At 49.4% G+C, this 18,283-nt stretch carries 10 protein-coding genes; 3 read left to right on the top strand and 7 right to left on the bottom strand.

All coding sequences use genetic code 11. The features are described 5' to 3' along the window. The 7 genes from KK062_RS31280 to KK062_RS26525 form a co-directional block, all read right to left on the bottom strand. On the bottom strand, positions 1 to 518 hold a 518-nt coding region (locus tag KK062_RS31280), incomplete at its 3' end, for a glycoside hydrolase (protein WP_317195815.1). Between the two features lie 65 nt (positions 519 to 583). Beyond that, positions 584 to 2,260 carry a RagB/SusD family nutrient uptake outer membrane protein gene (locus tag KK062_RS26500; RefSeq protein WP_254087403.1) on the bottom strand — a complete coding sequence of 559 codons (1,677 nt, stop codon included), beginning with the start codon at positions 2,258 to 2,260 and terminating at the stop codon, positions 584 to 586. Positions 2,261 to 2,271: 11 nt separating this feature from the next. Next, positions 2,272 to 5,400, bottom strand: coding sequence for a SusC/RagA family TonB-linked outer membrane protein (locus KK062_RS26505; RefSeq protein WP_254087404.1), 3,129 nt, complete (start codon positions 5,398 to 5,400; stop codon positions 2,272 to 2,274). A 207-nt stretch (positions 5,401 to 5,607) separates the two neighbouring features. Beyond that, complete coding sequence (locus KK062_RS26510) at positions 5,608 to 9,795, bottom strand: hybrid sensor histidine kinase/response regulator transcription factor (protein WP_254087405.1); 4,188 nt, start codon at positions 9,793 to 9,795, stop codon at positions 5,608 to 5,610. A gap of 156 nt (positions 9,796 to 9,951) precedes the next feature. After that, positions 9,952 to 12,123 carry a xanthine dehydrogenase family protein molybdopterin-binding subunit gene (locus tag KK062_RS26515; RefSeq protein WP_254087406.1) on the bottom strand — a complete coding sequence of 724 codons (2,172 nt, stop codon included), beginning with the start codon at positions 12,121 to 12,123 and terminating at the stop codon, positions 9,952 to 9,954. A 6-nt stretch (positions 12,124 to 12,129) separates the two neighbouring features. Next, positions 12,130 to 12,615 carry a (2Fe-2S)-binding protein gene (locus KK062_RS26520; RefSeq protein WP_254087407.1) on the bottom strand — a complete coding sequence of 162 codons (486 nt, stop codon included), beginning with the start codon at positions 12,613 to 12,615 and terminating at the stop codon, positions 12,130 to 12,132. 120 nt (positions 12,616 to 12,735) lie between these two features. After that, the gene (locus KK062_RS26525; RefSeq protein WP_254087408.1) at positions 12,736 to 13,767 is read right to left on the bottom strand and encodes a helix-turn-helix domain-containing protein; all 1,032 of its coding nucleotides are present in this window, start codon (positions 13,765 to 13,767) and stop codon (positions 12,736 to 12,738) included. Between the two features lie 492 nt (positions 13,768 to 14,259). On the opposite strand from KK062_RS26525, the gene KK062_RS26530 reads away from it, so the two are divergent. The 3 genes from KK062_RS26530 (at position 14,260) to KK062_RS26540 (ending at position 18,012) form a co-directional block, all read left to right on the top strand. Next, a complete protein-coding gene (locus tag KK062_RS26530; protein WP_254087409.1) occupies positions 14,260 to 16,029 on the top strand; it encodes a glycosyltransferase family 39 protein in 1,770 nt (589 codons plus the stop codon). Between the two features lie 205 nt (positions 16,030 to 16,234). Continuing rightward, positions 16,235 to 17,260, top strand: a complete 1,026-nt coding sequence (locus KK062_RS26535; protein ID WP_254087410.1) for a sensor histidine kinase — start codon at positions 16,235 to 16,237, stop codon at positions 17,258 to 17,260. After that, positions 17,257 to 18,012 carry a LytR/AlgR family response regulator transcription factor gene (locus KK062_RS26540; RefSeq protein WP_254087411.1) on the top strand — a complete coding sequence of 252 codons (756 nt, stop codon included), beginning with the start codon at positions 17,257 to 17,259 and terminating at the stop codon, positions 18,010 to 18,012. Before KK062_RS26535 ends, KK062_RS26540 begins: the two co-directional genes overlap by 4 nt. Positions 18,013 to 18,283: the final 271 nt, after the last annotated feature.

Consider the following 18,283-nt stretch of genomic DNA (forward strand, 5'->3'; position numbering starts at 1 on the left):
GCCAACTTCGTCGGCAGCGTCAGAGGGGTATAAGAGACAGGGACCGGGGGGCTGTTCACAAACGCAACAAACTGATTTACCCCATGCTGACGGGCGGCTTCCAGAAACCACTGCTGCCCGGCTTGCCGGGTCCAGGTATAACTCCCGTCGGCATTGAGAAAGCCCTCTGTACGACGCCATTCATCGACGATATTGTTCTGGGCCGCGCTGCCGGCGCCGATGTTAAAACGCCACAGCGACAAACCAATGCCCTCGGGCTTCCCGTCAGCGTCGTCTTCCATACTGAATAACCAGTCGGCTACCTGCTGGCGTTTGTCGTCGCGCCATCGGCCTACAAACTGACAAGCCCAGGCGTCCGATCCGCCAAAATTATGAATGCTTTGCCGGCGATCGTCTACGTGTATGGTAACAACACGTGCGTCGTTCGTGACAGTGGCCGAATCATTCCGCGAGCAGGCCGTCAGAAGGACCACCGGCACAAGGTACCAGAGTCTGAAATGTGTAAAGAGAGATTGCATGGATGGTATATATCTTCAACATCGATCCCGGGAGCAAGATGCTTCCGGGGTCGACCGTACAATGGCTAGTAATGTGGGCTCTGATTCAGGCGCTCGCCGGACGATTGAATCTCTGCGCGGGGAATGGGGAGCCAGTAATGTTTTTCCTCAAACTTGCGTCCATCGAGTGCTACTACCTTCTGGTACGTCAGAGTACTACCGCTTTTGGCGATCGATACCCCGTAAGCGGGTTCGTTCTCAGTGTCCATGGCGATCATCCACCGCCGCACATCGTAGAAGCGGTGTTCTTCGAACGCCAGTTCCACCTGACGTTCGCGGCGAATGGCGTCGCGCATACCGTTCTGATCGAGTCCCGCCGGTAGAACGGGCATATCTGCGCGCTGGCGTATGCGGTTGATCGCGTCATACACCGAGGCGTCGGGGCCGGCCACTTCATTCTGCGCTTCAGCGTAGTTCAACAGTACCTCGGCATAGCGCAGGTAGATCCACGGCTGTGTGCCGGCAACGTCCCACGGGTTTTGGATAGGCAGTGCATCGTTCAGGAATTTCTTCAGATAATATCCTGTCTTCGAAGCGTTCCAGTTGTCCTGACCGTCTTTGCTGTCTTTGCCGCCGGGCAGAAAGGTTTCGATCTGACGGCCGCGGTAATCCGAGCCATTGTGCAGAATGCTGGCATCGAGACGCGGGTCACGGTTGGCGTAGGGGGCGGCTTTATGGGCTGCGTTGTCCCAATCAAAGGGTACAGCCGTGGTCGCATCCACCTTCACTTCGTAAGCATCCACCAGGTTCTGCAGCGGTGAGTTTCCTGCCCAGCCACCGTAGCCGTTCGGACCGTTGGAAATTTCAAGGCAAACATGGCGCGCGCCGACAGCATACAGCCGCTCGAAAATTATCTCGTTGCTGGAAGGGGACAGGAACAGCGAGCGATAGTCCGGGTGTAGCGAGTAGCTCAGGTCCATCACGTCTTGTGCAGCATCGGCCGCGGCCTGCCAGGTACCGGCGTTGTACAACGGACTGGCGGCATACAGCAGCATGCGTGCTTTCAACGCCAGTGCCGCGCCGCGAGTAGCGCGGCCAAGTTGCCACGCCGAGTTGTTCGAAGCGGGCAACCCGGAAGCTGCTTCATCGAGCTGGGCAACCACGTACTGTACGCCTTCGGCGATCGTCGATTTCTCGAACAACTCCTCGGCAGTCAGGTTGTCGGTAAGGTTATAAACCTTGTCGCCCGTCAGCACCACTGCACCATAGTTGCGAACCAGGTCGTGGTAGCGGTAAGCGCGAATAAATTTCAGCTCGGCCATGAGCCACGCCTTATGGACAGCGCTCATCTGCACCTGGTCGATCACGCTCAACGCGTAGTTACACTCGCGGATACTACGGTAGCTGCGCGCCCACTGCGTGCCGGCAATGCCGACGTTCTCCGGCGCCAGTTGGCCACGCTGCACCACCCAGGTGTTATCATCGTTGTTGTAAATAGCTTCATCGGTAAGCGATGCCCACAGGGCGTATTCAAAGCCGCGGCCAAAACCGGGCGGTGTGCCTTCGGCTTCTTTGTCTTGCAGACGCACACCCATGTAGCGGTTTATCACAAAGTCTTCGAACAACGACGAGTCGTTTACAATCGGGTCGTCGCCGATACGGTCGGTCGCGTCCACGTCCAGCAACCCATCGCTGCAGGCGCTTGCCAGGCCGGCCAGGACCGCCAGCGTCACCGGGTATATATATTTTACGTTAAAGTTCATAGTCATAATGATTAAAACTGAAGATTGACACCCACATTGATGATGCGCTGCTGCGGATAAAACTGACCGCTTTCGCTACTGCCTTCCGGATCGTAATCTTTCACATCGGTAATGGTAAACAGGTTGAAGGCATTGGCATATACACGCAGGTTCGACAGGCGCAGCTTAGAGGCCAATGGAGCAGGCACATTGTAACCAATAGCGATATTTTTCAGACGCAGAAAAGACGCATCGTTCAGCCAGAAGTTGTTTTTATACAGCCCACCGTTGATCGACGCAGATGCCCGGGTGTCTACACGCGGGTAGCTGCCGTCGACGTTCGAGGGACTCCAGCGATTATCGGCCCAGGTGCTGTAAAAGTTACCGACGGTACCCGACTCCGCCAGCACGTACTGGCTCACGCGACTCTGCCCGGCAAAGAGAATGGACACATCGAAGTTCTTCCAACCAGCATTGACATTTACGCCGTAGGTCAGTTCCGGAATGTTACCATACCTGGTACGTACCTGGTCATCGGCCGTAATCTTATCGTCGTTGTTGTAATCTTCGTAGATCAGGTCGCCGGGTTGCGCATTGGACAGGTGCGGGTAGCTATCGAGATCCTCGGCGCTGCGGAAGATACCAATAGTGTTGTACAACAGATAGCTGTTCAGGGGCCTGCCGGTCTGGCGCTGGTAAGGCAATACCGAAGAGGCCTCATCCATAAAGATCACCTCGCTTTTGGCATACGTCATGTTGGCAGAAACGTTGTACCAGAAATCGCCGGTGTGTTTATACCCCACGGTCATCTCGATACCGCGGCTCTTTACTTCGCCGATGTTTTCAGACGGTACCAACGGGTTGTAGGGATTGTTCGGATCCTTCGGATCATAAGGATTGACAATGCCCGAGCTGCCGGGTATCGAAGCGTTGCGCGGTGCCAGAATATTGGAACGGTCTTGCATAAAGTATATAAACTCCAGTGAGAAGTTGCGCAGCACGGTAGCGTTCAGACCGATGTCGGTCTTCTTGGCAACCTCCCAGGTAATCTGTGGGTTGGCCAGCTTGGTCAAATCAATGCCCGGATGCTTGTCGCTGCCGATCACGTACACGTTGTTAAATGAATAGTTGTTGAAATACTGAAACTGGCCTACGTTATCGTTTCCTAACCGGCCGTGCGAGGCGCGAATTTTAAGGTCGTTGAGAAACGTCACGTTGTCTGCAAACCAGCTCTCCTCCGAAATCCTCCACCCTGCAGAAACCGCCGGGAAGGTACCATACCGCTCTCCGCCGGGGAAGGTAGACGAGCCATCGACCCGCACCTGCACTTCGGCCAGATACTTCTCTTTGTAGTTGTACGCGGCGCGGCCAATATAGCTTTGACGGGTATAATTGTAGCTGGATCCGGTGTTGTCGCGGTCGGTAGCCGCTGATCCCCCCTGGGTCAGCTCGGGGGTGAGTGACGTCGGGTAATTCAGACGCGTGGCACCCATATTTTCACGATGCGTTTTACTTTGCTCGTATGCCACAAAGGCATTGATGTTGTGGTCGCCCAGCTGGCGCTCGTAGTTTAACTTACCGTTGTAACTGATCAGGCTGTTGTTTTCCTGCGACTGCGTCATCTTCGCGGCACCGGAAGATCCACCGGTAACCGACCGGGTATAAACATCGGTAGTGCTGGTATAGCCGTAGACAGCGTACGGCTTGGCAAAAGACTTGGAAAAATTCCACGTCTTGTCCACCGCATAAAAGCCATCCACGGAAAGCCCCTTCACCGCCGGAATAGCATAACTCGCCCGAAGGATGCCATTGAACACCTGGATGGGATTTTTGTTCGTACCGCCGGCACTTGTTGCCAGCATAATGGGGTTGTTGTTTTCGATACCCGTGGACGGATAGCCGTTGGGGTAACGCGCAATGACCGTCGGGTACGCACGGTAAATGGACCGGAAAATATCGTTCGCCCCGGTGGTGGGAAAGATGCGGTCCTCCTCGCGGCCGGCCAGCGACAACGATACTTTAAAGTCCTTGCTGATGTTGGCGTCTATATTCGACCGGAAGTTATACTGATTGTATTTCGTCGCGCCGTGGCGGTACAGACCATCCTGGTATATTTTGCCGAGCGATACATAGTAGCGAATGTCTTCCGTACCACCATTAATGGAAAGGTTCTGCTGGTTTTGCAGCGCAACAGACTTGAGCGTTTCGTCAGCCCAGTTGGTGTTGGGATAGTTGATGGGGTCCGAACCGTCGCGGAAGCGCTGCAGCTGCTCTTCGCTATAGTGCTGGTTCATGCCGCCCGCCTTGTTATTATAGTAATCTATCTCGTTTTGAATGGTAGCATAGGTAAACGCATCGGCCATGTCGGGCAACCGGGTGGGTGATGAAAAACCCTGATTGAAGCTGTACGAAATCGTAGGCTTGCCGCTCTTGCCGCGTTTGGTAGTAACGAGTATCACGCCGTTAGCAGCACGACTGCCATACACAGCGGCCGAAGCGTCTTTGAGAATCGAAATACTTTCAATGTCGTTCGGATTGAGCCGTTCCAGGCCACCGAGTTGACCGGGTATACCGTCGATAACCACCAGCACGTCGTTGTTACCCGTCGTGGCCAGGCCGCGGATGTTATAGCTGCTGCCATCGTAGCCGGGCTCACCGCCGCGATTGCTGGCAATGATGCCCGAAAACCGACCCGCCAGAGAGTTGGACACGTTGGTTTGCGGACTCTTGACGAGGTCGCCGCCTTTGACTTGCGAAACCGATCCAGTCAGCGTCTCGCGTTTCTGCTCACCGTACCCCACCACCACAACTTCCGACAGGGTCTCGATATCCGTCACTAGGGCGACATCAATAGAGGTCCTGGTACCGACGGACATCTCCTGAGAGGTGTAGCCGATAAAGGTAAAGACCAGCACCGGCTCCTGGCCAGATACGCGCAGGGTGTAACGTCCGTCAGTGTCGGTAGTCGTGCCTTGCGAGGTCCCTTTCAGAATCACGCTCACCCCGGGCAAGGGGGCATTGTCCTCTTGAGCCGTGATCACGCCCGTCACGGTCACCTCCGTTTGCGCCCGCAGGGAACCGGGGGAAAGCAGGCCGCCACAGACTGCCAGGAGAAGCAGCACCCCGGGCGCCAGGGTGTTTAGTAAATGTTTTTTCATCATAGGTTTGTTTTTGAGGTCTCGGAAATGGCTTCTGCAAACCATTGCATAAAAGTGACCGAAATCGTTTGTTCCGAACGGGGGTAAACTTGTATTTCGTGAGGGGCGGATGGGTAAAGGCCTCAAAAACACTGCGTTGAGGCCTTTTTTAATGATCTATTACCGTAAAAGAATGCGTACAGGGGGCATCGGCTCCGGAGAGGCCAAAGATTAACCCATTTCCCCCGCGTTTTTCAGAAAGTCAGACGGCGAATAGCCAAATTCTTTGACAAAACACTGACGGAAATACTTTAGGTCTGAGAAGCCAACCATGTATACCACCTCAAAGACTTTATATTTTTTGGACTTCAGCAGCTTGGCCGCCTCCTGCATACGGAGAGATCGCAAGTATTCCACCGGCGAGAGGCCGGTTAGCAATTTCACCTTCTTATATAACAAAGAGCGACTCATGTTAAGCGCCTCGCACAGCTCGTTTACATTGAAATCCTTGTGATCGAGGTTGGTCAGCAGCATTTCATAAATGGCGTGCAGAAACTTCTCATCGGGAGATTGTGACGCCGACAGTGCCGTTACCGGCGTCTGGGTCGCAAAGAGGTTGCGGTAAAAACGCTTAAGGGTTTCCCGCGACTGCAGCAGGTTGTTGATCGTCAGCGTAAGCATCTCCGGACTAAACGGCTTGGTAATGTAGGCATCACCACCAATCTCGATCCCCTCTTTGTGGTGAGTGAGCGATGTTTTGGCTGTCAATAGTACCACCGGGATATGGCTCGTACGGATATTGTTTTTCAACTCGCGACAAAAGTCAATGCCGTTCATGCCGGGCATCATAATGTCGCTGATCACGAGGTCAATGTGGTGCTCCGCCGCCAGCGTAAGTCCTTCGCGTCCTTCCACCGCCTCCAGCACGTGGTAGTCTTTCTCAAAATATTCACGCAAAAATGTGCGGATGTCCTCATCATCTTCCACAATCAGCAGGCACCGCTGTCCCTTGCGGCCCGTGGTATCGTTCACAGCCTCTTCGAGCAGCAACGATGAGGACGGCACCGGGGCGGGGTCCGGTTGTAAGAGAAACTTGTTTTCACCGGCGTCAGCCACAATCTCGTTGGGTTTGAAGTGATCCTTACCCAGCAGAAACTTCACGCTGAAGGTCGAGCCGCTTCCCTCCGTGCTTTCGACATAAATTTCCCCCCGGTGCAGGTTCACCAGCTTTTTGGCCAGCGCCAGGCCGATGCCCGAGCTCATCGGCATGAATCTGTCGCCACGGTAAAACCAGTCGAATACACTGCCAAGCTGTTTACGCGGAATGCCGATGCCGTTGTCCTTCACTTTGATCAACACCTTGCCCTGCGGCCACTTTTCAGATGCCTGCCGGTGCAGCGATACGCTGATCTCGTTGCCGTTGCCGATATATTTAAAGGAATTGGAAATGATATTCGTAATCACCATCTCCATCTTCTCCTTGTCAAACCACGCCGGCAGCGACGGCAAATCTGCATGAAACCGGAAGGCAATGTTTTTACGCACGGCTAGTTCCTGAAAGGTAATACAGATTTCCTCGACGAATGCCACCAGGTCGTCTTCCGTGACATGGAGAACGATGTTGCCGCTCTCGATCTTACGATAGTCCAGCAGTTTATTGATCAGGCTCAGCAGCTTGTGCGCGTTGCGATATACCATCTTCAGTTTACGGCCATTCGGAGTATAGCTCCCCTCGCGCACCACCATCTCCTCCAGCGGACCGATCATCAGCGTCAGCGGCGTGCGGAACTCATGGCTGATCTCGGTAAAGAAAGTCAGCTTTTCTTGCACCAGGCGCCGCTCGCGCTTGCGTTGTGCCTTCTCGATCTTGAGCCGCTTGCGCAGGGTAGCCTGTTTTTTGCGCACCGTCACGATAGCAAAACACAATCCCCCGCCAACCACCATGTACAGACTATACGCCAGCGGGGTACGCCAAAACGGCGGCAGAATGGTCACGGCAATATGAGCATACTCATCGCTCCACGCATCCTCTTGGTTGGAAGCCTTGACTTTAAATACATAGTCGCCGGGCGCGACATAGCGATACGTGGCCGAGCGCTGCGCGCCGACATAATTCCAATCACGGTCAAGCCCTTCCAGCTTGTAGGCGTAGACGTTTTTCTCAGGGTAGCTGTAGTTAATGCCGACAAAGTCAAACGTAAACACCGACTGATCGTGCGTCAACGCAATGGCCGGCGTGCGGCTGATAACCTGACGCAACACAAAGTCGCTGCCATTGCGGGCATTTACTTCCACCGGTTTGTTGAACAGCTGAAAACCCGAAATCATCACGCGCGGCTTCATAATATCCTGTTCCACCTGGTCGGGATAAAAAAGATTGTAAGCCATCGTACCGCCAAAGCACATGTACCCCGCCAGCTCATTATACAGCGCCGCTCCCGGGTTGAACTGGCCCTCTTGCAAACCGTCGTTTACATCGTAATTGATAAACTTCTCCGCCGTAGGATCATACTTCGAGATGCCTTTGTTGGTGCTAAGCCATAGATTGTCGGCATGGTCCGCCAGAATAGCGTAGACAGTATTGTTCGCCAGCCCGCGTTTGTCACTAAAGCGGCGCAACGCCTTCCGACCCGGGTTGTAGACACTTAACCCTCCCCCTCCAGTACCGATCCAGAGCATATCCTTGCGGTCGAAACGCAACGCAAAGACCACATTGCTCTTGAGTTGATCTACGGTATCCGACGAATAGAAATATCGTTGGGACCGCGCCGCACCCGCCGCGCGATAATGCACGCCATCGCCATAACAGCCCAGCCACAGGCCACCAGTACTGTCCTCCGCAATCGCGCGGATGTCGCCATCGCGCAGTACTCCCATGGCACCTGGCACCTGGCTATAGCCGCGGCGCGTTTCATCCACCCGGCAAAGCCCCCCACGGTTGGTACCCACCCACAATGTATGCTGAACGTCTTCAAAGATCACACGCACGTCGTGCGCCCCCGTCAGCGCCGGGTCGCCCAGGTAGCGGTAGTGCTCGAAACGGTCGTGCTGTTTGTCATAGCGAAACAAACCCTGTGAATAAGTGCCGAACCACAAGTTGTTATGATGGTCACGAAAAGCACTAAGCACAGCGTTGTCTTTCAGACTCCCCGGCCGGCCGTCAGCCTTGTAGTGCCCGGTGGTCTCACCCGTACTGCGCACGCGGTATATACCGTCGCCATCGGTACCCAGCCACAAGTTGCCGTCAGCATCATAGCACATGCCGTAGTACTGCACATAGCTAAGCGACTCGTCGTTATACTGCTTGCGCTGAAATTTTACAAACTTCTCAGGCAAGCCACTCATCATATATACGCCGTCACCAAACGTGCCCACCCACAGGTTCTTGTTTTTGTCTTCGTACAGCGACAGAATAGTGCGTTTGGAGATATTGTACGTATCCAGATTCTGAATACGCTTAAAAATGACATCGTCCAGATTACGACTCCCGAGCTGCCGCAGGTCCAGCGCATAAAGGCCACCACCCTGCACGCCAATCCAAAGGTTTTCGTGGCTATCGGCCAGTAGGGTAAAGATGCTCTTACCCGCAATGCCGAATTGTGCACCGTTGAAGGTATAAAAAGTATTTTCCTGTCGCTTGTACAACACCAACCCATTGGCCGTACCGATCCAAAGGTTACCCGCCTGGTCCTCCGCAAAACACCGCACGGTATGCGACGGCAGCAACTTCTTATCCGACAAACTTTCGTGTTTCTTCAAAACCGCGCCCTTGCTCACCTGAAACACATCCAGCCCGCCGTTCTGCGTTCCCACCCACAGTAACCCAAACTTATCTTCCAGCAGCGTAAGCGTCTGCGTACTCGTGAGCCCAGACAACGTCTTGTCTGTATAAGGTGTAAAAGTATGGGTAGTCGTATTAAACGACGCAAAACCAGCCCCATACCACGCCACCCACAAATTACGCGCGCCGCCCTCTGCAATGAAACTCACATCGTTGCCATTGCCGGCTGCACCCGCCGGCAATGAGTGTTTGTACAACGTAAACTGTTCCTTGAGTTGGTCGAAGCGGTGCAGCCCTTTTCGGGAAGAGACCCAAAAATCCCCCTGAGAGTCTTTAAAAATGCTTTGAATGAAGTTGTCCGCCAGCCCGCGCGCATTGTCGGGGTCGTATTTAAAGACCTTGAAAGAGTAGCCGTCAAAGCGGTTCAGGCCGTCCTCGGTCGCAAACCACATCAGCGACTGCTCATCCTGCGTTATGCTGTTCACCACGCCCTGCGACAGCCCCTCCCTGATGCCGTAATGCCGAATGCGGTTCTTAGGCTCGTGCGGTATGAACGCCGTCAGCAACAGCACGGACGCAACCAATATAAACCCTCGCAACATGTGCGAAAAACAAAGTCCCTTCGTATCCCGATTCATGGTTCCCACGGATAAGCCAGAGAGCCAAGTTACCATAACCTAACGCGCCGGCAATGGGGGGATTTGTATAAACTATAGGGGGTATTTGGGTTAAAAACGCCTTCCTTCCCAACTCCACCATGTGCGGAAGTATTTTGCCAATGATTTTGATTTCCGTCACGCAGTGAGGTTGGTGATGTCGATAGGTAAACTGCGCTTACGGATACCCGTAGTAGCAAAGATAGCGTTACCCAACGCGGGCGCAACAGGCGGAAGCCCGGCCTCCCCCACACCACCCGGGGCTTCCGCATTTTCGATGATGTACACCTCAATCTTTGGTGTTTCATTTATTCTGAGAATGGGATAGTTGTTGAAGTTGTTTTGCGTGCAAACCCCCTTATTGAAAACAATCCCCGGCTTGATCGCAGCTGTGATGCCCATGATGATGTTGCCTTCTGTCTGTGCTTTTACCGTGTCGGCATTTACATACATCCCACAGTCGATAACAGAAACTACACTGTCAAGCTTTACGCCATTACCGGACTTTGTGGCAGTGATGCAGCATGCAACGATCGTTCCGAAAGCCCGGGTGATTGCAATGCCCCGACCTGATCCTTGTGGAAGTTTCTGATGGTAGTTTGTTTTTTCGGTAAGCGTGGTAAGTACTTTTCGGAACCGTTCGTCTTCAAGAATATCAAGGCGTGCCTGCAGCGGATCCTTTCCTGCAAGGTGCGCGAGCTCATCGATGAAACATTCCTGCCCCCAACCAATGTTTGACGCATTGACCGATCTCCACCACATAATAGGAATGACAGTTTTAACATTCGTCCAACTGATCTTGTGAGCTTCGGTGAACATGTATTTGTTATTGTTCGGGCTCGACTCCTCTCCTATCCATGGATCGGCTTTATCGTCAGCAAGTCCTTTGAATACCTGTCCCAGGATCGACTCTCCAATCATATGATGATGATAGCCTTTGATCTTTCCATCCTTTACAAAACCTTGCATGTGACTGAGTAATGCAGGGCGATAAGGACCTTGACCAATATCATCGTCACGTGTCCAGATCACTTTCACGGGGATCTTAAGTTTGTTTGAAAGAAAACACGCTTCCTTTATAAAATCCATATAGGCTTTCCTTCCGAATGATCCGCCCATTAACGCCACATGAATTTTTACCTTGTCAGTTGAGATGTTCAGATAGCGGGCGACCTCTTCCAGTGTTTCACCCGGCCCCTGAAGCGGTGCCCAGATTTCTACTGAACCATCTTCTTTCACATGGGCTGTTGCTGTTTCCGGTTCGATAGGGACGTGCGACAAGAACGGGGTTTCATACGTCAGATCCAGTTTCGATTGTGGTGTTTCAAACTTACTTTGGAAATCGTTGAACTCCTCGAAACGAATGCCATCTTTCTTTGCAGCCGTGTAACACCGGCTCATATATTCTTCATTATCGAGTATTGTATCAAGTCCATTTTTATCCCAGGTAACTTTCAATGCAGACCTTCCTTTGCTTGCCGCCCACCAGTTGGAGGCAATCACCGCCACCGAATCCGTGGTGGTATAGATCATGGTGCGTTCGCATGGAAGCGTCTTGATTACGCCAGGAATTTTCATCGCTTCGGCATCATCAATGGATACAAGTTTACCGAATATCATCGGACTATGTAATATGGCGGCGTAGACCATTCCGGGAACATCGATGTCGAGTCCATACACTGCTTTGCCTGTCACACGATCATGCAAATCGAAACGCCTGGCTGGTTTGCCTAAAATTTTGAATTCGTTTTTTTGTTTGAGTACGGGCTCTTGCGGAACATTGAGTTTAGATGCCGCCTCAACCAGTTCACCGTAGGTAAAACTCTGACCGTTGTCTCTCCGAAATACTTTAGCGTTTTCAGCATAGCACTGCGTTGGCGATATGCTCCACTTCCCGGAGGCTGCTTCGATAAGCATTTCCTTTGTGGCTGCGCCCGCTTTACGAAGCGGAAGCCATAGTCTTCGGATTGAGCTGCTGTTTCCAGAAGTCTGGGCGCCGTACTTACTTTTACCATCACTCTGGATGATCGTGACTTTCTCCATATCCACTTCAAGTTCTTCGGCAATCATCGCCGGCACTGATTGAATTGTTCCCTGACCCATGCACGGGCGTGGGTTTATAATAGTAATCGTGTTGTCCATGCCAATCAGGATAAAAGGATTTATTTCTACCGGAAGTGCCGCAGCGTTGTTGGACGAAAGGTTGAGAAGATTTGCCTTCGCGTCAAGTCCGATCAATAGGCCGAGTGTTGCAAGACCTGACGTCTTAATGAAATCTCGGCGATTTGTTTTTGGGGATTCTGCCAGCATACATGATTATTTATCTCTTGTCACAACTTCAGCCTCCATTTCTGCGGCCCGATAAATGGCCTGTCGGATGCGCTCATAGGTTCCGCACCTGCAAAGATTTCCCGCCATGGCAGTATCGATGTCCTTGTCTATTGGATTCGGTTTTTTCCTCAGCAGTGCCACGGCGGACATGATCTGTCCTGATTGACAATAACCACATTGAGGGACTTGCAATTCCAGCCAGGCCTGCTGCACGCTGTGGAGACCTTGTTCTCCTATTCCTTCTATGGTTGTGATCTTTGCCGTTGCCGGGACCGTGGCAATTTTTAACTGGCAGGAACGCACCGGGTTTCCGTTCAAGTGAATGGTGCAGGCACCGCATGAGGCGATCCCGCAACCGAACTTGGTACCTTTCAGTCCCACATAGTCTCTCAGCACCCATACCAGGGGGACATCGGGATCCGCCTCAACGATGTGTTGCTTCTTGTTTATCGTCAGAATGTACTTGGGCATAGCGATAATTTGTTTTAAGCGAATAGATAAGCTCAAAACTAGTTAAGCGCTGGGGCGGGATCTATCAAGCAACGTGGTAACCTCTGACGGAAGTGTAAATCCGGTAGCGAAAATGGGCATTTACACTTTCCTAAGAGACTTGCGGAAAGCTGAAGGTGTGGTGGATGTGACTTTTTTGAACGCGATGTTGAAGACCGAAAGGCTGTTGAACCCGCTCTCAAAAGCTATGGTGGCGATCTTCTGATTGTCATACGCGGGGTTTTCAAACAGTGCTTTAGCATCACTGATCCGGTAGCTGTTGATGAAATCCGGGAAATTAAGGCCCGCTTTTTTGTTAATTGTTTCGGAAAGCAGATTCGACGTGACCATTAGCTTGCTGGCAAGTTTGGGCAGTGTCAAGCCGGGATCGCGGGAGGGTTGGCCCTGAGATAACAATTGTTGCAACTGCGAATAACAAACATCGATCTGCGCTTGGGTATAGGAAGAGCTTCGGTATTTCATTTCGCGCATGAAAACAGAACTCTCCTTTAAGGCGAGGAAACTCAGAAAACAAATCACCACGGAGAAGATTACGGGCGAAGCGATATAGGGGACAATCCCGAATACGAAATTGCCAAGATAACCGAACCACACAACCGTCACTCCTGACATCAGGCTGATGAGCCAAAGACGCTGAATTCTGGAAAGACAGCTTTGATGTTTTATTATCAGGTGCACACAGAAAGGCAAATACACCAGCATCGACAAAAGGGAAATTGTATAGCCATTCTGGTTCATCCAGAAATAGTCGGTGAGAAACGGACTGAGCAGCAGCGCAATAATACAAGGAACTAACTGGATAAAATCACGGCGCCAGGAAAACCGATACTCTTTGTTTACAAATGCATTTAGATAAAGCCATAGCAAGGGCATGATGGCCAGGTTAGTGCCAAACCCAAAGTTCATCAGTACGTTAGGGATTACATGGCCATCCGAAAAATAGTATCCGACCGATTTGAATATCCTAATCGCGAAAGCGATCAACAACAGAGCCAGTAATACATCGGCGATCGCGCGCCCTTTGCGAACAGTGAAAAGGTAAACTCCAAAAAAAACACTTTGAAAAGCGCCAATACAGCTGGTGACCAAAAGCATTTCGAACGGCATCTTCATAAGGTTCTAAATTAAGCACTTCCGCTTTACAACCGAAGGGATCATGATAGAAAAACGGCGCGTCACAGGAAAGGTTTGCGCTTTTCGGCAGGTAAAAAGGTGCATTCGCCAGGCAAAGGACCTTTTCTATGCCCAACAGTGAAATATTTTAGGATTGCACCACAAGTAAATGTGGTGACACTCTCTAAGGTAATCTATAACGAAACGCAAAACATGAATACAGACAACAAATACTGTCCGATCGAAGCTCTCACGTACAGGATGCAAGTGACGCTATCTGTCTTATATTTTCCGCGGCCGACGGTTCCTTTTAACGGGGTTTCTAATAGATATTTCATTAATTCTAACCTTTAAACCAGACTTTTGGATCTTTAGGAAAATTTTGTACTACTTTGTTACCCGCGTCGCATAACGCGCTGTCTACCTGCATGAAATTATGAGAAATGATATCAGTGTTTCATTACAATGAAAACAATATTTTGAAAACAAACTGTGAACAAAGTCAAGACTATTCTCCTTGTTTTGCTGCTCTGTTATTTGGTGTATGTGATTATCACCATATTGCTCATGGCATCATTAGACCATCTTGTATTGACAAGTTGGTTTAAAAATAAGTTTCCCGAGGCATACCTCATTTCCGAATTCGAAACTACTTACTTCACAGTAGCTCATCACAATTTTTTGAAGGTCACCAGCCCATGGATCATCGGCTTTCTTGGAGGCTTCATCGCGCTCATGGCCATCTTTTGGAACGACGGACTTCGCCACACAGGAAATTTTATTGGCGATTTGTCATCCGCATTCAACTTCGTACGCCGGTCGTGGCGCTCATTGACACGTAAACAAAAATCAATTGTGACCATTACGCTGAGCGCAATGTTTGGGATCAAAATTGTGTTATTCCTTATCTTGCCGTTCAGTGTCGACGAAGCATTTAACTTTGTCTACTTCGCCGACAAAGGCTTATTCCTAACGACTACCTTTAGTAACAATCATATACTATACAATCTATTTTCGAGTGCCTGGTCGAAAACTGGTCTTGATCCTTTATACACATGCCGGATAACCAGCATCATGGCTGGAATGGTGGTACACTTCGTGATTTTCATTTTGGCCCGCCATTTCTTTTCCTTTACGGTGGCCTTATGGACCATGTTCTTGACAGGTGTCACACTATGGGTCAACGTTCTCAGCACAATCGGCACAACCTATATGTTAATGACGTGCTGCTGGCTCATCGGCATGGCAGCACTAATACGAATTATAAGAAGCCGGGGAAATGCAGGTCAATACCTGTTTATCTTCATTTCAACCATAGGGATGTATGCCAGCAAAATATTCATTATCCCGCTGGGTGGACTGGTGCTTACATGGATTTGCTTTGAAATAAAATTTGGCACCATCAAAAAAAACACGTTAAAAATAATTCTCGTCACCGCAACGATTGCTACTCTCACACTGCTGCTCTATCTTCCCATGTATCTATGGTCCGGTGGTGAAGCCGTATTTGCCACGCATTTAGTCTTACATAGTTTCCCGGAACATTTCCCATTGTTACTCGAAACGATGAGCATCGCAACGGATGTCAATTCCAAAACCTATATCGTTTTAGTGCTCTATCTACTTGTCGGTATATTGTTTTACAAACGAGCAAGCAATAACCTAAAATTCCTATTTACGGTCGCCGCTGCTAATATCTTCGCATTAGCCATTTTCATTCTTGCGGTGCACGTGTATCCACCAGGTCGTGCATTGATCTACTTGAATATTATATTCTTCGGTCTATTGGCTTTGGGAATTTCAGAGTTTATTCCCAAGTTGATTCAAAAAGAACACGAAGTGAATATTTTCTACAGCGTTGCGTTGGCCGCAAAGATATTGGGCAGTATTTACATTTTTCACTACGGATGGCAGACCCGACTCATCGGCGATATCCAAGATCACGCGTTCTACAAACGGCTCGATCAGATAGCGGACTGCATCGTCTCCACACAACCAAAAGCTGTCTACGAGGACCGACAAGACCGTTTCCTTAGTTTCTACACCCGGCTCGCGGCGATTCGCCGAAGCGTCCCACTGGTTTTTGAATACAGCCAGGCACAAGCCGATAGCTGTGACGTTTGCATCTTCTATGAACATCCACCGCATGTGTTAGAAGGGCATCTCCAGGTCTGCGCTTCAGATTTCGGCGACATTTACTTAAAGCGAAATAGGATACCCACCATTGATTCAAGCTGCTTTCAGACCGATGATGGCCTGTAGCTATCCATCCGTATGACTTCGTGTGACCGAATATTTGTAATTTTACCCGCTACTCAGACAAGCAATTGATGGGCGTTTCTCCGGCTAGATCTAGCTTCGTAACATCCAATGCCCCCTGTCTTAAATTCATCATCGAAAAAATGAACTTCATCAGAAAAAACAAAAGATTCAGCCGTAACTCTCGCAGAAACTTTATTTTTGAAACATGGGGCAAATTAAAAGGATAAGTACAAAAAAGCTGCTAATATTCTTCGCTTCAACACTGATTTATGCCTTGTGTCAGATGCTATTCAGCGTTCTGCTGATGAAGGAGGACTTATGGAGCAACTTCCATATTCAATTGTCTGCCCATTATGTAGTGATCTTTACAATGTGCATAGCAGATTACAGATTATTGCTATTCTTGAACAAATATCTGCCCTATTCAAAGAATATATTTTACCGTATCATAGCCGGCACGACAGGGATAACCCTCATCACCTTGATGCTCTTATGGATATTTAATTACATCATCTACGATGTATTTAACATTTCCCGAGAAGGAATGCCCTCACTTCTTATAAAGTTTGCTTTTGGAATGGCTGCAAACATCCCTATCCTACTGGTGTTTGAGCTGATCTATTATTTTCGCTCAGAACAAAAAGCCATAGCCGATTCCGAAAAAGCGAAACGTGAAGTCCTGCTATTCCAGCACGAAACATTAAGAGCACAACTAAACCCGCATTTCCTGTTTAATTCACTGAATGTATTATCTTCTTTAATATATATAAACTCAGACAACGCCAATAAGTTTACAAAAGCACTCTCTAAGACTTATCGGTATGTGCTTTCCCTTACCCGGCAGCCGGTGGTTTCCGTTGCGGAAGAATTAGATGCCCTCGATTCCTATATATTTCTGATGAGAATGAGATTTGAAAACTCCTTCACTTTCACAGTAAACAAAATATCCGATTCCGAAAGGAACAAGATTATTCCTCTTACCCTGCAATTGCTAATAGAGAATGCCTTTAAGCACAATATCGCCACCGAAGAATCACTACTAAATATAGAAATCACTATCGATAATAATTATATCACGGTTAAAAACAATATCCAACCATCAACCGATTCCGATAAACGAGGAATCGGACTGAAATACATCACCAAGCAATATAAACTGTACGCTAAGGACGTCATTATTGAGCGTGCTGCACATATGTTTATTGTAAAAATCCCCTATATACAGCCATGAAATACCTTATCGTGGAAGATGAACGGTTTGCTTCCCAGGAACTGAAACGCATGATGACAAATTTACGTACCGGTTATCAGCTGGAAAAGCAAACTAAAACAGTCATAGAAACAATCGATTTTCTGAAAGCATCTTCTGTCGATTTAATTCTTATGGATATCCGTCTTGCCGATGGCAGTTGCTTCGAGGTATTCAATCATGTAGAGGTAAGCACACCAGTTATATTTACCACTGCTTACGATGAACATGCCATCAAAGCGTTTAAGTTGAACAGTATCGATTACCTGTTAAAACCTTTTGACGAAAAAGAATTAGAAGCAGCGCTAAATAAGTTCGAAAACATCTTTCATAATCACGCTTCTAAAATCGGCCCTAAGAATTTTGAGCAGATACTATCTCTCAAAGAAAAAAACCGCTTCCTGATATCGAAAGGAGAAAACTATCATTACATAGAAACGACGAATATCGGTCATTTTTATAGCGAAGATGGGGTCGTTTTCCTTCATACATTCAATGACAAGCGATATATTATAAACTATACGTTAGACCAGTTAGAGCAACAGCTTGATAGCCGTTTGTTTTTTCGTGTATCCCGCAATTGCATCGGAAATGTAAAAGCTATTGAAAATGTCACCAAACACTTCAATAGTCGGCTGAAACTTTCATTTTCACCTCCATGCCCACATGAGGTTCTGGTAAGCCGCGTACGCGTTCCCGACTTCTTGAAATGGATGGACGGGATTGTGGACTAACGCTGAGCCGGTATCCATCCGATCACCCTTCATACTACTTCTCAGCTACGGAAGTCCCATTCCTTTTATTCTTCTAAATTACGAGACGTCTAAAAGCAGATTGCATACAGGTTTTTTTGCCCTGCTTAAAATTGTTGTACGTAATCGATTCTTAACACCATCTCTCAGGTTGTTACCTCATCAGACACATTTAAGAGCTCATTTCATTTTATTCATTCCACATTTCATCTACCCGATTCTGAAGTCTGCCATCTATTGCTTTCTACTCAAC

It is taken from the genome of Dawidia cretensis (assembly GCF_018598175.1).
Lineage (GTDB): Bacteria > Bacteroidota > Bacteroidia > Cytophagales > Cyclobacteriaceae > Ohtaekwangia > Ohtaekwangia cretensis.